The 13,707-nt window shown below is 64.2% G+C and carries 14 protein-coding genes; 5 read left to right on the top strand and 9 right to left on the bottom strand.

Annotated elements, in window-relative coordinates:
* Nucleotides 1–6: 6 nt before the first annotated feature.
* A complete protein-coding gene (locus NKT35_RS15980; RefSeq protein WP_254294760.1) occupies nt 7–1,239 on the top strand; it encodes a cytochrome c in 1,233 nt (410 codons plus the stop codon).
* Nucleotides 1,240–1,315: 76 nt separating this feature from the next.
* Here NKT35_RS15980 and NKT35_RS15975 read toward each other — a convergent pair whose 3' ends face one another.
* The 4 genes from NKT35_RS15975 to NKT35_RS15960 all read right to left on the bottom strand — a co-directional run bounded on the left by NKT35_RS15975 (nt 1,316) and on the right by NKT35_RS15960 (nt 4,196).
* A complete protein-coding gene (locus NKT35_RS15975) occupies nt 1,316–1,966 on the bottom strand; it encodes a hypothetical protein (protein ID WP_254294758.1) in 651 nt (216 codons plus the stop codon).
* Nucleotides 1,967–2,180: 214 nt separating this feature from the next.
* Nucleotides 2,181–2,870, bottom strand: coding sequence for a helix-turn-helix transcriptional regulator (locus tag NKT35_RS15970; RefSeq protein WP_254294756.1), 690 nt, complete (start codon nt 2,868–2,870; stop codon nt 2,181–2,183).
* 76 nt (nt 2,871–2,946) lie between these two features.
* Entirely contained in the window at nt 2,947–3,321 is a 375-nt protein-coding gene (locus NKT35_RS15965; RefSeq protein WP_254294753.1) for a VOC family protein, read from the bottom strand.
* A gap of 95 nt (nt 3,322–3,416) precedes the next feature.
* A complete protein-coding gene (locus tag NKT35_RS15960; protein WP_254294752.1) occupies nt 3,417–4,196 on the bottom strand; it encodes an HAD-IIA family hydrolase in 780 nt (259 codons plus the stop codon).
* Between the two features lie 117 nt (nt 4,197–4,313).
* Here NKT35_RS15960 and NKT35_RS15955 point away from each other — a divergent pair, with 117 nt between their 5' ends.
* From NKT35_RS15955 to NKT35_RS15940, 4 genes are all read left to right on the top strand, one after another.
* Nucleotides 4,314–6,155: a sensor histidine kinase gene (locus tag NKT35_RS15955; protein WP_305883435.1), complete on the top strand. Its 1,842-nt coding sequence runs from the start codon at nt 4,314–4,316 to the stop codon at nt 6,153–6,155.
* Nucleotides 6,149–6,868, top strand: a complete 720-nt coding sequence (btsR, locus tag NKT35_RS15950) for a two-component system response regulator BtsR (RefSeq protein WP_254294750.1) — start codon at nt 6,149–6,151, stop codon at nt 6,866–6,868. Before NKT35_RS15955 ends, btsR begins: the two co-directional genes overlap by 7 nt.
* Nucleotides 6,869–6,957: 89 nt before the next feature.
* Nucleotides 6,958–7,728 (top strand): type 2 periplasmic-binding domain-containing protein, encoded by a 771-nt coding sequence (locus tag NKT35_RS15945; protein ID WP_254294747.1) that lies wholly within the window; start codon nt 6,958–6,960, stop codon nt 7,726–7,728.
* 119 nt (nt 7,729–7,847) lie between these two features.
* Nucleotides 7,848–9,656: a carbon starvation CstA family protein gene (locus tag NKT35_RS15940; RefSeq protein WP_254294745.1), complete on the top strand. Its 1,809-nt coding sequence runs from the start codon at nt 7,848–7,850 to the stop codon at nt 9,654–9,656.
* 62 nt (nt 9,657–9,718) lie between these two features.
* Here NKT35_RS15940 and NKT35_RS15935 read toward each other — a convergent pair whose 3' ends face one another.
* The 5 genes from NKT35_RS15935 to gmhB all read right to left on the bottom strand — a co-directional run bounded on the left by NKT35_RS15935 (nt 9,719) and on the right by gmhB (nt 13,669).
* Nucleotides 9,719–11,128, bottom strand: coding sequence for a sodium:proton antiporter (locus NKT35_RS15935; protein ID WP_254294743.1), 1,410 nt, complete (start codon nt 11,126–11,128; stop codon nt 9,719–9,721).
* A 137-nt stretch (nt 11,129–11,265) separates the two neighbouring features.
* Nucleotides 11,266–11,655 (bottom strand): lactoylglutathione lyase, encoded by a 390-nt coding sequence (gloA, locus tag NKT35_RS15930; protein WP_254294740.1) that lies wholly within the window; start codon nt 11,653–11,655, stop codon nt 11,266–11,268.
* 13 nt (nt 11,656–11,668) lie between these two features.
* Nucleotides 11,669–12,379, bottom strand: a complete 711-nt coding sequence (locus NKT35_RS15925) for a M48 family metallopeptidase (RefSeq protein ID WP_254294738.1) — start codon at nt 12,377–12,379, stop codon at nt 11,669–11,671.
* On the bottom strand, nt 12,339–13,115 hold the full coding sequence (locus tag NKT35_RS15920; RefSeq protein WP_254294736.1) for a lysophospholipid acyltransferase family protein: 777 nt from the start codon (nt 13,113–13,115) through the stop codon (nt 12,339–12,341). The genes NKT35_RS15925 and NKT35_RS15920 overlap by 41 nt, the downstream gene beginning before the upstream one ends.
* Nucleotides 13,116–13,117: 2 nt before the next feature.
* Nucleotides 13,118–13,669 carry a D-glycero-beta-D-manno-heptose 1,7-bisphosphate 7-phosphatase gene (gmhB, locus tag NKT35_RS15915; RefSeq protein WP_254294734.1) on the bottom strand — a complete coding sequence of 184 codons (552 nt, stop codon included), beginning with the start codon at nt 13,667–13,669 and terminating at the stop codon, nt 13,118–13,120.
* Nucleotides 13,670–13,707 lie beyond the last annotated feature (38 nt).

Raw genomic sequence — 13,707 nt, 5'->3', positions numbered from 1 at the left:
ACCGTGATGAAGATGATCAAAACCCTGGGCCTGGCGGCCCTCTTGGCCGCCGCCGCGCAAGCGGCGCAGGCCAATGTGGACACCGACAGCGTGCGCCGCGGCGGCTATCTGGCGCGCGTTTCCGACTGCATCGCCTGTCACACCGCCCCTCAGGGCAAGGAAAACGCCGGCGGCCTGGCCATGGACACGCCGGTGGGCAAGGTGTACTCCACCAATATCACCCCGGACAAGGAAACCGGCATCGGCGAATACAGCTATGAAGAGTTCGCCCGCGCGCTGCGCCAGGGCGTGGCCAAGCAGGGCCACTCGCTGTATCCGGCCATGCCCTACACCTCCTTCGCCCGCATCAACGACGCCGACATGCGCGACCTCTACGCCTACTTCATGCACGGCGTGGAACCGGTCAAGCAGGCCAACCGCGACAGCGACATTCCCTGGCCTTTGTCGATGCGCTGGCCGCTGACGCTGTGGCGCTGGGTGTTCCATGACGACAGCCCATACCAGGCCGACGCAGCCAAGAGCGCCGAATGGAACCGCGGCGCCTATCTGGTGCAAGGCATGGCCCACTGCGGCACCTGCCACACGCCGCGCGGCGTGGCCTTCCAGGAAGTGGCGCTGAGCGAGAAGAAACCGGGCTATCTGACCGGTTCGCAGCTGGCGGGCTGGTTCGCCGGCAACCTGACCGCCGACAAGCGCGAAGGACTGGGCGGCTGGTCGGCCGAGGAGCTGGTGGAATACCTGCAAACCGGCCGCAACCGCTACACCGCCGCCTTCGGCCCGATGGCGGAAGTGGTGCACTACAGCAGCCAGCACATCAATGCGGCGGATCTCAGCGCCATCGCCGTCTACATCAAGAGCCTGCCGGGCGCCGGCGCGGCCGATGTGGCCCCGGTGCGCACCGGCGCTACGCTGTTCTTCGAGAACTGCGCCACCTGCCACCAGGCCAACGGCCAGGGACACGACCGCGTGGTGCCGACCTTGGCCGGCAGCTCGGCAGTGATGGCGCGCGACGCCACCTCGCTGATCCGCGTGGTGCTGGAAGGCGGCGTCAACGCCCGCACCCATCACCAATCCTGGGAATACAGCATGCCGGGCTACGCCCAGCAGATGAGCGACCAGGAAGTAGCCGATGTGCTGAGCTATATGCGCCAAAGCTGGGGCAATGCCGCCAGCCCGGTGGCCGCAGCGGATGTGGCCAAGGTGCGCAAGCTGGTCAGCGAGGCGCAGCCGCAGCGCTAAGCCCGACTTTGCTGCCGAAATGAAAAAGCCGCCGCCTCGAAACAGGCGACGGCTTTTTTTCATCCGCGCTCAACCATCAAGGCGCGCTCAGCGTGAATACATCGCCGCACTTCACGATATTGCCCCGCCCATAGACATTGAGGGCGATTTGCCGCCCGGACTGCACCGCGCTGACGATGTCGCCGGTATTGAAACAATAATACCAACCGCCGCTGCGATCGTTGATCACCCCCCAGGAGTAGGACGCCCGGCCGGCGATCTGATCAATGCCCGCTTTGGTGAGATCCACTTCGTAAGGGTGGCCCGCCAACGGACCACTCACCCAGTTGACTGCGAGTCCGGTGGAGAAGCCGCCGACAGACGGTCGGCAACTGAGCGCGCCTTGCTGCCGCCCATCCGCCAGCGCGGAAGTGGTGACCGAACACTGGGCGCCGCTGCTGCCGACATAGTTGCCGGCGACGAACTGCAAGCCCTGCGGGCTGGCCGAAGGCTTGACGGTCTGCATAGGCTTGCCTATCGCGCCGTTCTTATCCACCGGCAGGGTCAAGACAACATCGGAATAATGGGTCTTGCCCGCCGCGTCCAGGCTAGGCACCCGGTACAGATTGACCGTATTGCCGCTGGCGATGACGCCGGCGCTCTCCAGATTGACCACAGGCGTGGTGGTGGCGGCCTGCCCGGCCAGGGCAAAACCGCAGGACAAAGCCAATGCCAAAATTTTTTTCATGCGCGCTCCATCGTATTCAGCCCGACTGCCGCTTGCGTTCCGCGGCAGCGGGCAAACAAAGAGCGAATACTAGCAGCGTTATAAATTTGTCAAAAGCATATTTTTGACAAGTAAAATCTACATTAGCGTATTTTTGACCTTGCGCAGCCCAGCCAGGCCGCTGCGCATCATTGCGAACGCCGGACGAACCCACCCCTCCGTACCCGGCCTCGCCTTATGCGCCCACTCGTCTTCCTCTCTGCGCCTCCACATAGGCGTCGAATGAGATCGACAGGTCCGCCAGCTCAGCCCTGTCAGACAGGGAAATGCGCTGAATCAGGTCAAAACGGAAATTGCGGTAATCCTTGCGCAAGGCGCACCATGCGCCCAGCGTCCACACGCCGCCCCAATCGAACAGCCCCAGCGGCAGCACGTCGCGCTCGCTGTCTTCGCCGGACTTGCTGCGGTACACCATGCGCAGCGCTTGCCGCGTCTGTATCGCCTCGCGCAGCCGATCCCAATCGGCCTTCTGCCGCTCGGTCAAAGGCGGCGCCAGCGAGCGGATCGGCGATGCGCCCATGGCCTTGATCTCCTGCGGCAGAGCCGCCTCCAGCTTGGCTTGCAGGGAGCGCGCAGCCATCGACAGCGAATGGCCGGTCGAGCGGGACAGCATCGCCACCGACAGCGTCAACGCCTCCAGCTCGTCCCGCGTCAGGTTCAAGGGCGGCAGGGCGTAATCGCGGTCCAAGGCATAGCCGACGCCGGCCTCGCCATACACCGGAATGCCGCTTTGCGACAGATCGTCGATATAGCGGTAAACGGTGCGCACCGACACCTCCAGCCGCTCGGCCAGCCGCGCGGCGGTAACCGGCTGGTGGGCGCGGATCAGATTGACCAGTTGAAACAGGCGATCGGCTTTGCGCATAAGGCTTTCTTCGAAACAGAAACAGCAAAACGGGAGCGCCCCGCGCCCCCGCGATCCTGATCTCGGCCCGCCCGGCTCAGTCCAGCGGGCACACCCGGATCCAATGGCCGTCCGGATCGGCCGCCACGAAGGTGCGGCCAAACACCGCCGTGTGCGGCGCTTGCACGATGCGGACGTCCGGATGTTTTTTCCATGCTTCATACACCCGGTCCACCGCGTCGCCGCCGGGCAGCATGATGCCGATTTCGCTATAGCGCGGCGCTTGCGCGTCGGGCTCGCCGCCGCCGCTCCACAAGGCGAACAAGGCTTCGCCGCCGGCGGAGAAAGCCACGTAGCGCGGGCTGACAAATACCGGCGCGGCTTGCAGAAGCTGGCGGTAAAACATGGTGGAGCGTTGAATGTCCGAAACATACAGCAGCTGCAGATTCGGTTTGAGGGAAGCAGTCATCATCGCGGTTCCTTTCTGTTGAGCGGATCCGGTCCCACCAGAGACCGGCGCCCGCACAGACTATTCCCCTGCTGCTGACAACGTGCTGTCACTCCCTTTTACAGCACATGCGGATCGATGTCGGCCACGCTGTTGAACACATGGTCCGGCTGATACGGGAATTGCTCCATCGATTCGCGAGTGGACACGCCCGACAGCACCAGCGCCGTGCACATGCCGGCTTCCAGGCCGCCCACGATGTCGGTGTCCATGCGGTCGCCTATCATCACCGCGTCTTCCGGATGCACGCCCAACTTGCGCGTGGCCAGCATCATCATCAGCGAATTGGGCTTGCCGACGATGTAGGGCTTCTTGCCGGTGGCCGCCTCGATGGCGGCCAGCAGCGTGCCGGCGGCCGGCTCGTAGCCGCCGCCTTCGATCGGATCGATCATGTCCGGATTGGTGCCGATGAACTTGGCGCCCTGGTCGATGAAGCGCACCGCCTTCTTGATCTGCTCGAAGCTGAAGGTTTGCGACTTAGCCACCACCACGTAATCGGGGTGGGATTCGGAAATCGAGAAGCCGACGTTGTAGAGCTCGTTGATCAGCCCCGCGCCGCCCACCACGTAAGCGGTCGGCATGGCCTTGCGGGTCTGGCTTTTCAGGAACATCGCCGTGGCCATGGCGCTGGTGATGAAGTTGTCTTCGGTCAGGCCGGAAATGCCCAGCCCTTCCAGCTTCAAGCGCAGATCCAGCGGCGTCTGCTCGGCGTTGTTGGTCAGGAACAGGAAAGGCGTCTGGCTGTCGACCAGGCGCTGGATGAATTCTCGCGCGCCGGGGATCAACTGCTTGCCCCGATAAATCACGCCGTCCATGTCGGAAATGATGCTTTTGCTCATACGATGGTTCCAGAACACGGTGCCGTTTGCGCGGGCACGATCGCGGGCCGCGGCATGCCGCCGCGACGGCCACAGCATAGCATAGGCGCTGGTCCGATCTGTTGACGCGGCTCGCCCTTGGCATGGCATCTCCTCGGCTGGGCCGCGGCCAAGACGGCAAGCGGCAGCCGGCGCCGCCTCTGGCTGTCCACCCTTGCGCCAGGACAAAGCCGCGGCGCGCCGGCCGCCGCTAAACTGTCCGCATTCGAACCCATTCGCCTCCCCATGCTTGTCGAACTCTCCCTGGTGCTGTCGCTGTTGCAGCAGATGTGCGTCTACCTGGTGATCGCCTATCTGCTGTCCAAAACGCCGCTATTCATGCCGCTGACCCAGGCGACGCTGCGCCTGCCGCACAAACTGGTGTGCTATGTGGTGTTTTCGATGTTTTGCATCATGGGCAGCTATTTTGGCCTGCATATCGACGACTCCATCGCCAATACCCGCGCCATCGGCGCGGTGCTCGGCGGCATGCTGGGCGGGCCGTGGGTGGGCTTGGCGGTGGGTTTCACCGGCGGACTGCACCGCTATTCCCTGGGCGGGATCACCGCCGGCGCCTGCATGATCTCCACCATGGTGGAGGGCCTGCTGGGCGGGCTGGCGCATTGGTATCTGGTGCGGCGCGGCAAGCGCGCCAAGCTGTTCGACCCGCTGACCGTGGCCGCGAGCGCGCTGGCGGCGGAAATCTGCCAGATGGCCATCCTGCTGGCGCTGGTGCGCCCCTACCATGCCGCCGAGCATCTGGTGGAAAACATCGCGCTGCCGATGATGATAGCCAATACGCTGGGCGCCGGCATGTTCATGCGCATCCTGCTGGATCGGCGCGCCTTGGCCACCCGCTATTCCTCCACCTTCTCCAGCAAGGCGCTGCGCATCGCCGCCCGCGCCGAGGGCGTGCTGCGCCAGGGCTTCAACCGCGAAAACAGCATGACCGTGGCGCGCATCCTGTACGAAGAACTCGGCGTCGGCGCCGTGGCCATCACTGATAGAGAGCGGCTGCTGGCCTTCATCGGCATCGGCGACGACCACCACCTGCCCGGTTCGGCCATCACTTCTCCGCACACCCATCGCGCCATCGAAAGCAATCAGGTGGTGTACGCCGATGGCGTGGAAACGCCCTACCGCTGCTCGCTGCATCCGCAATGCAAGCTGGCGTCCTCACTGGTGATTCCGCTGCGCGGCGAGGACGAGCGGGTGATAGGCACCATCAAGTTGTACGAACCGCGCAGCAAGCTGATCTCGCACATCAACCTGATGCTGGGCGAAGGCATCGCCCGCCTGCTGTCCAGCCAGATACTGCAAGGCCGCTACGACCAGCAAAAACAGCTGTTGGCGCAGACCGAGATCAAGCTCCTGCACGCGCAGGTGAACCCGCACTTCCTGTTCAACGCGCTCAATACCCTGTCGGCGGTGATCCGCCGCGACCCGGAACACGCGCGCCGGCTGGTGCAATATCTGTCCACCTTCTTCCGCAAAAACCTCAAGCGGCCCAGCGAGCTGGCCACGCTGGACGACGAGATCGAGCACGTCAGCGCCTATCTGCGCATCGAGGAGGCGCGTTTCGCCGGGCGGCTGCAAGTGGATATCGACCTGGCCGAAGCGGCGCGCCATGTCGAGCTGCCGGCCTTCTCGCTGCAGCCCATCGTGGAAAACGCCATCAAGCACGGCGCTTCGCAATTGCTGGAGCCGGGCCGCATCCGCATCGCCGCCCGCTGTGGCAGCGGCGCGCTCACGGTGACGGTGGAAGACAACGCCGGCCTGTACGCGCCCAAGGGCAAGAGCGACGGCCTGGGCATGTCGCTGGTGGACCGCCGCATCCGCGCGCGCTACGGCGCGGGTTTCGGAGTCTCGGTGGAGTGCGTCCCCGATCAATATACGCGAGTGATGCTGAGCGTGCCCTGCGCGGGAGAAACGCCATGCTGAAAACCCTGCTGGTGGACGACGAGCCGCTGGCGCGCGACGAGTTGCGCGCGTGCCTGGCCGCGCACCCCGACTTCCTCATCGACGGCGAGTGCGGCAACGCCATCGAGGCCATCGCCTGCATCCATCGCCAGCGGCCGGACGTGGTGTTTCTGGACATCCAGATGCCGCGCCTCAGCGGCCTGGAAATGCTGGCCATGCTGGACCCGGAGCGGATGCCGCGCGTGGTGTTCGTCACCGCCTTCGACGATTACGCCATCCAGGCCTTCGAAGAACATGCCTTCGACTACCTGCTCAAGCCGGTGGACCCGCAACGGCTGGCCAAGACGCTGGACAGGCTGCGCCGCGACGCCTCGCCGCAGCCGTTGGCTGCCCTGGCGCTGGCGCCGCTGGAGGTGGTGCCCTGCCATGGCGTCAACCGCATCGTGCTATTGCCGCTGGCCGAGGTGGAGTTCGTGTCCTCGCGCGTCAGCGGCGTGTTCGTGCAGGCCGGCGACGGCCGCGAGCACTTCACCGAGCTGACCCTGCGCACCTTCGAGGAGCGCAGCGGCCTGTTCCGCTGCCATCGCCAGCATCTGGTTAATCTGCGCGCCATCCGCGAAATCCGCCTGGGCGACAACGGCGCGGCCGACATCGTCACCCATGCCGGCCGCTCGCTGCCGGTCAGCCGGCGCTTCCTCAAACCGCTGAAGGAGGCCTTGGGGATTCCCGCCTAACGCGCGCCCCAGCCCTGCGCTACACCCAAATCAGCAAGCGCCTCGGCATGCCAGGCGCGAAATGAGAAGCATGGCTGCCAGGGGAGCCCATGAGCGCGCACAAATCCATCCGCACATTGCTGACGCTGGCCGCGACGCAGGCCTGGGCCTGCAACGGCACGATCACGCCGGAAACCGCATCCAGGGTGGATGCGCCAGACCTGCACGGCATCGCCGTGTTTCTGCCGCAGGTGCTGGAAAACAGCGAGTCCGGCCCCTTCGCCGAACTGTTGAAAACCATTGCCCGCCATTACCCTGACGGCAAGATCAGCTTCGAGATCAAGCCGGTCAAGCGCGTCTATCTGGACACCGACGACCGCGGGGCCGATTTTCGTTTTCCCATCATGAAGGTGCGCGACAACGCCGACAGCGCCACGCCTTACCAGTTTTCCCACGAGATGATGGGCAAGGTCACCTTCGTGCTCTACTCCAATAAAGCCAAGCCGCTGCGCAAGATCGACATCCTGCGCTCCGCCAATCTCGCCCGGTATGACGTGGAGGCGCCGCCGGTGAACTGGGGCTTTCCCACCAAGAGCGTGGTCAATCTGGAACTGTCGCTGAAGCAGCTGAACCTGGGCAGAGTGGACGCCGTGCTGTGGGCCCAAGAGGAGGCCGACTATCTGGTGCGCAAGAATGGGCTCAACTATATCCATCGCGAGCATTTCGACGATTTTCCCGACGTGCTGTTCATGTCCTGCAACCGCCGCGGCGACTTCGTCAACCAGGCGATCAGCCGCGCGATACGCGCGGCGCGCGCCAGCGGCGAGCTGCAAAAGGCCTACGCCAAGGTCCATTCGCCGTATCAGGATTGGCAACCCTGAGCCGCTCGCGGTCCCATTGCCGCCGCTCGCACCGCCATATTGCCGCTGACTCAAGCAGCTGCCCCGCCCCCATCTTTCAAGGCGTAAGGTGAAGCCACGATTTCACCGGAGCCACCATCATGGATCACGCATTGAGTTTTGTGATCGGCAGCCTGTGCATTCTTGCGATCTGCTACCGCCTGTACGGGGTGTTCTTCACGCGCAAGGTGCTGGGCGTCGACGATAGCGCAGTCACCCCCTCCCACGAACTGAAAGACGGCAAGGACTACGTGCCCACCAGCAAGTGGGTGGCCTTCGGCGGCCACTTCGCCGCCATCGCCGCCGCCGGCCCGCTGGTGGGTCCGGTGCTGGCCGCCCAGTACGGCTACCTGCCCAGCATGATCTGGCTGCTGATAGGCTGTGTGATCGGCGGAGCGGTGCACGACACCGTGGTGCTGTTCGCCTCGATGAAACACCATGGCAAGTCGCTGTCCGAAGTGGCCAAGGCCGAGCTCGGCCCGCTGGCCGGCTGGTGCACCGGCCTGGCCATGCTGTTCATCATCACCATCACCATGGCCGGTCTGTCCATGGTGGTGGTGCACGCGCTGGAGCGCAATCCTTGGGGCGCCTTCGCCGTGTTCATGACCATCCCCATCGCCATCGGCGTGGGTCTGTGGGAACGGATGACCGGCAGCATGAAGAACGCCAGCTATGTCGGCATCGCCGCCATCATGGCCTGCGTGTTCGCCGGCCCCTATATCCAGCACACCGCCTTCGGCGAATGGCTGTCGCTGAAGGCGTCCACCGTGTCGCTGCTGCTGCCGATCTACGCCTTCTTCGCCACCGCCCTGCCGGTATGGATGCTGCTGACGCCGCGCGCCTGCTTGTCCAGCTTCATGAAGATAGGCGTGTTCGGCTTGCTGGTGGTCGGCGTGGTGTTCATCAACCCGCAGATCCAGTTCCCGGCGGTGACCCAGTTCATCCACGGCGGCGGCCCGGTGCTGTCCGGCCCGGTATGGCCCTTCATCTCCATCACCATCGCCTGCGGCGCGATCTCCGGCTTCCACGCCTTCATCGGCTCCGGCACCACGCCCAAGCAGATCGACAAATGGAGCGACATCCTGCCGGTGGGCTTCGGCGCCATGCTGGCCGAATGCGTGGTGGGCGTGATGGCCTTGATCGCCGCTACCGCGCTGCACCCGGCCGATTACTTCGCCATCAACTCCGCACCGGCCGTATTCCACACCCTGGGCATGGAGGTGGTGAATCTGCCCAAGCTGTCCGAGGAAATCGGCCTAGACCTGTACGGCCGCACCGGCGGCGCGGTGACGCTGGCCGTGGGCATGGCGGACATCTTCACCCGCATCCCGTGGTTCCATAACCTGGCGTCTTATTTCTTCCAGTTCATGGTGATGTTCGAGGCGGTGTTCATCCTCACCGCCATCGATTCCGGCACCCGCGTCGCCCGCTACCTGATCCAGGACTTCGTCGGCGACCTGTGGGCGCCGCTGAAACGCACCGACTGGATGCCCGGCGCCATCGGCGCCTCCGTTGTGGCCTGCGTGATGTGGGGTTATCTGCTCAACTCCGGCGACATCAACTCGGTGTGGGCACTGTTCGGCGTGTCCAACCAGCTGATGGCCTCCATCGGCCTGATCATCGGCGCCACCATCATCCTGCGGCTGTCGCACAAGCGCAGCTATATGCTGACCTGCCTGGTGCCGCTGGCCTACCTGTACGTCACCGTCAACTATGCCGGCTACTGGATGGTTAAGAACGTTTACCTCAACCCGGCCGCCAAGGGCTACAACCTGTTCAACGCCGGCATCTCCATCGTGATGCTGGCCTTGGGCCTGGCAATACTGATCTCCGCCTGCGTGCGCTGGAAGGCCTTGCTGGCCCGTCCGGCGCCGCAGCCGGAACCAAAGCCGGCGCTGTCGGAAGCCTGATCGCGGTTCCAAACCAAAAAGCCCGCCGCAATTGCGACGGGCTTTTTCTATCGGCGCCTCGGTCAGAAGAACAACACCGACAGCACCAAAAAGCACGGCAGCAACACCGCGCCGGACCACAGCATATAGCCGAAGAAGCCCGGCATCTTGACATGGCGGTGCTCGGCGATGGCCTTGACCATGAAGTTCGGCGCGTTGCCGATATAGGTCATAGCTCCCATGAACACCGCGCCCATCGAGATGGCCAACAAGGTGTCGGCCAGCGGCCCCATCATGGTGGCGGCGTCTCCAGAGGCCAGATTGAAGAACACCAGATAGGTCGGCGCATTGTCCAGGAAGCTGGACAGGATGCCGGTCATCCAGAAATACATGATCTCCAGCGGCTCGCTTTCCGGGCCGGACACGGCCCTCACCAGCGCGGCCAGGGCGCCGTGGTCGCCGGCGCGCAAGATGGCGATCACCGGCGCGATGGTGATGAAGATGCCGGCGAACAGCTTGCCCACTTCCAGAATCGGCAGCCAGTTGAATTCATTGCCGGCCCGCACCGGCTTGGGCGTGATCCACAGCGACACGAAGGCCAGGGCGATCAGCGCCAGGTCGCGCAGCAGGTTTTGCAGCTCCAGATGCGCGCCGGGCAACTCGAAGACGATGCCTGGCTTCCACAGGCCGGACAGCAACACCGCGCCGACCACGCCGGCCAGCAGCCAGAAATTGCGCTTGCCGTGCAGCTTGAGCGGCCTGTCCTTGCTGCGGTCCACCGGCTTGAGCGTGCCCTCCCGGGCTTCCTTGGCGAACAGGTGGCGGTCGAGGAAATAAAACACCGTCAGCAGGATAGCCGCCAGCGTCGCCACCGGCGCCAGCATATGGACAAAGGTCCAGCCGAACGTCACGCCCTTGAGAAAGCCGAGGAACAGCGGCGGATCGCCCAATGGCGTCAAGCCGCCGCCCACATTGGCCACCAGGAAGATGAAGAACACCACCACGTGCACATTATGCTTGCGGCCCTCGTTGGCGCGCAGCAAGGGGCGGATCAGCAGCATGGCCGCGCCGGTGGTGCCCATGATGGATGCCAGCAAGGTGCCGATGGCCAGGATGCCGGTATTGAGCTTGGGCGAACCATGCAGCGAGCCCCACACCAGAATGCCGCCGGACACGGTGTACAGCGCGAACAACAGCGCGATGAAGGGAATGTATTCGGTCACCAGCGCATGCAACACCAGCGCGCCGGCATGGCCCAGGCCGAAGGCGACGGCGAACGGCGCCAGGAACAGCGCGGTCCAGGCCGCGGTGATCTTGCCGAAATGATGATGCCAGACGCCAGGCGCCAGCATGGGAAACAAGGCGATGGACAGCAGGATGCCGGCGAACGGCACCGCCCAGACAAGGCCCAGCGCGGCGCCGTCCAGATCAGCCGCGCGGGCCACGACCGGCGCAACAAGCAGCGCGGTCGCGGCAAACAGTTTCTTGCTCATGGATTTTCCCATTGGGCAGTCGCCCAAAAGATAAAGACGCGGCGCGATGCCGCAAAGTGCGCCCCGGTTGTGAGTGAATCACGGACCGGGCTCCGGGTGCCGGTCCGTACGGTCGGCGCCAAACGGCGCCGAAGGACTTAGCGGCTGCCCTTCTGGATGAATTCGATCTTGTAGCCGTCCGGATCCTCGATGAAGGCGATCACGGTGGTGCCGTGCTTCATCGGGCCGGCTTCGCGCGTCACCTTGCCGCCCTTGGCGCGGGCCATGTCACAGGCGGCGTAAGCGTCGGCCACTTCAATAGCGATATGGCCGTAGCCATTGCCCAGTTCGTAGGATTCGGTGTCCCAGTTATGAGTCAGCTCCAGCACGGTATTGCTGTCCTCTTCGCCATAGCCGACGAAAGCCAGCGTGAAGCGGCCTTCCGGGAAGTCGTTGCGGCGCAGCAGCTTCATGCCCAGCACTTCCTGATAGAAAGCCAGAGAGCGTTCAAGGTTGCCGACGCGCAGCATGGTATGGAGCATTCGCATATTCAGTATCCTATCAATCAAAGACAAACAAGCCGCCGCCATGCTGTTTCAGCCAGCGGCGCGCCTCGCGCCAGCCCGGATGGAGACGCTCCGTCTCCGCCCAAAAGGCCGGCGAATGGTTCATGTGTTCCAGATGGGCCAGTTCATGGGCGATCACATAATCGATCACCGCAGGCGGCGCCTGGATCAAGCGCCAGTTCAGCCGGATGCGGCCATCGCTGGTGCAACTGCCCCAGCGCGAACGGGCGGACGACAACTGCAATCCGGTCGGTTTGCGCCGGCAAGCCGCCGCCAGGGCGATCAGCCGGGCCGGAAACAATATAGCCGCCTCGCGTTTCAGGAATTTGGCCGCCACCGCCTTCAAGGCCGCGGCGTCGCCGGCCTGCACGCCGAACACCAGCAGGTTGGAGCCTTCCCGCTTGGCGGTTTTGCGCGCGCCGCCGGCGAGCTTCACCGTCAGCGCCTCGCCTTGCAGCCTGGCGGTGGAAAGATCCTCGCCGGCCGCCAGCTGATCGCGCTGGCGCAGCAGATGGCCGACGATCCAGTCGCGCCGCAGCTCCAGCACCTGGTTAAGCCTAATTAGACTGACCTCCGGCGCGGCGATCAGTTCCACCACGCCGTTTTGCACCTTGATGCCTATGCTCTTGCGCCGGCGGCGGATCAGCACCACCGGCGCATCGCCGTCAGGCAGAGGCAGGCGGCGCCAGACGTTGTCGTTTTTCATCAGGGTCGGCAAACGGGCCCACGCCGCCGATCTCGCGCTGGCGAGCCTCGATCCAGGCTTCGGCTTGGGCCATCATCGATTCCGGTCCGGCGTCTTCGGTCGGATGAATCGCCTGGCCGATGATCACGGTGATTTCGCCCGGATATTTCAGGAAGGCGTTGCGCGGCCAGAACTCGCCCGCATTGTGCGCCACCGGCACCATGGGCATGTCGAACTGCTTGGCCATGCGCGCCGCGCCCAGCTTGTACTTGCCCGGCGCGCCCGGCTTGGTGCGGGTGCCTTCCGGGAAAACGGTGATCCAGAAACCGTGCCGCTTGCGTTCCAGGCCCTGCTGCAACAGCCGCTGGTTGGAGCCGGCGCGGTCGGAGCGGTTGATGATGATGGGGTTCATCAGCACCAGGCCCCAGCCGAAGAAGGGAATCCAGGTCAGCTCGCGCTTGGCCACATACACCTGCCAGGGGAAGATCTTCTGCAAAGACAGCGTTTCCCAGCCCGATTGATGCTTGGAGGCGATGATGGAAGGCTCGGCTGGAATGTTCTCGCGGCCTATCACCTTGTATTTCAGGCCTATCACATGCTCCAGCATCCACAGCAGGGTCAGCGCCCAGCTGACGCCGAATATGTGGCGGCTGCGGCGCGGCAGCGGAGCGGCCAGAATCAACAAGGTCAGGAACAAGGGCGTGGCGATCATCAGCACCAGCCAGTACAGCAGATTGCGTATCCACAAACTGATCATGCTTAGCGTTGAGCCTCGAAATGGTTGATCAGATGCTCGGCGGCATCGTACAGGTCGTTGAACACCAGCGTGCTCTCAGGCAGGCCGCCCTTGGCCAGCGTCTTGCCGCCCTTGCCGGTCTTCACCAGCATGGGCAGGCCGCCGACGGCGGAAATGGCCTCCAGATCGCGCAGGCTGTCGCCTATCATGGGCAAGCCTTGCAGCTTGGCGTTGAAGCGCTCGGCGATCTCCAGCACCATGCCCGGCAGCGGCTTGCGGCATTCGCAGCCATGGTCCGGGCCATGCGGACAGAACACCACCGCGTCGATGCGGCCGCCCGCCTGGCCGACCAGGCGATGCATTTTCTCATGCATGGCGTTGAGCGCATGCATGTCGAACAGGCCGCGGGCGATGCCGGATTGATTGGTGGCCACCACCACGCGCCAGCCGGACTGGGTCAGGTTGGCGATCGCTTCCAGGCTGTGCTCGATCGGCACCCATTCGGTGGTGTTCTTGACGTAGTCGTCTCGGTCTTCGTTGATCACGCCGTCGCGGTCGAGAATGACAAGTTTCACGCTTCCCCCAATTAGTAGGGCGGAAGCCCCGCAGGGGC

This window comes from Chromobacterium sp. IIBBL 290-4 (genome assembly GCF_024207115.1).
In the GTDB taxonomy this organism is placed as follows: Bacteria; Pseudomonadota; Gammaproteobacteria; order Burkholderiales; family Chromobacteriaceae; genus Chromobacterium.
The sequence above is the reverse complement of the archived record's forward strand: the minus strand, read 5'-3'. Positions and strand labels throughout refer to the sequence as shown.

What these genes read in the sequence shown, in the direction of transcription:
- NKT35_RS15980 (WP_254294760.1), top strand. Translation starts at nt 7, where the DNA reads ATGAAGATGATCAAAACCCTGGGCCTGGCGGCCCTCTTGGCCGCCGCC.
- NKT35_RS15975 (WP_254294758.1), bottom strand. Translation starts at nt 1,966, where the DNA reads ATGAAAAAAATTTTGGCATTGGCTTTGTCCTGCGGTTTTGCCCTGGCC.
- NKT35_RS15970 (WP_254294756.1), bottom strand. Translation starts at nt 2,870, where the DNA reads ATGCGCAAAGCCGATCGCCTGTTTCAACTGGTCAATCTGATCCGCGCC.
- NKT35_RS15965 (WP_254294753.1), bottom strand. Translation starts at nt 3,321, where the DNA reads ATGATGACTGCTTCCCTCAAACCGAATCTGCAGCTGCTGTATGTTTCG.
- NKT35_RS15960 (WP_254294752.1), bottom strand. Translation starts at nt 4,196, where the DNA reads ATGAGCAAAAGCATCATTTCCGACATGGACGGCGTGATTTATCGGGGC.
- btsR (WP_254294750.1), top strand. Translation starts at nt 6,149, where the DNA reads ATGCTGAAAACCCTGCTGGTGGACGACGAGCCGCTGGCGCGCGACGAG.
- NKT35_RS15945 (WP_254294747.1), top strand. Translation starts at nt 6,958, where the DNA reads ATGAGCGCGCACAAATCCATCCGCACATTGCTGACGCTGGCCGCGACG.
- NKT35_RS15940 (WP_254294745.1), top strand. Translation starts at nt 7,848, where the DNA reads ATGGATCACGCATTGAGTTTTGTGATCGGCAGCCTGTGCATTCTTGCG.
- NKT35_RS15935 (WP_254294743.1), bottom strand. Translation starts at nt 11,128, where the DNA reads ATGAGCAAGAAACTGTTTGCCGCGACCGCGCTGCTTGTTGCGCCGGTC.
- gloA (WP_254294740.1), bottom strand. Translation starts at nt 11,655, where the DNA reads ATGCGAATGCTCCATACCATGCTGCGCGTCGGCAACCTTGAACGCTCT.
- NKT35_RS15925 (WP_254294738.1), bottom strand. Translation starts at nt 12,379, where the DNA reads ATGAAAAACGACAACGTCTGGCGCCGCCTGCCTCTGCCTGACGGCGAT.
- NKT35_RS15920 (WP_254294736.1), bottom strand. Translation starts at nt 13,115, where the DNA reads ATGATCAGTTTGTGGATACGCAATCTGCTGTACTGGCTGGTGCTGATG.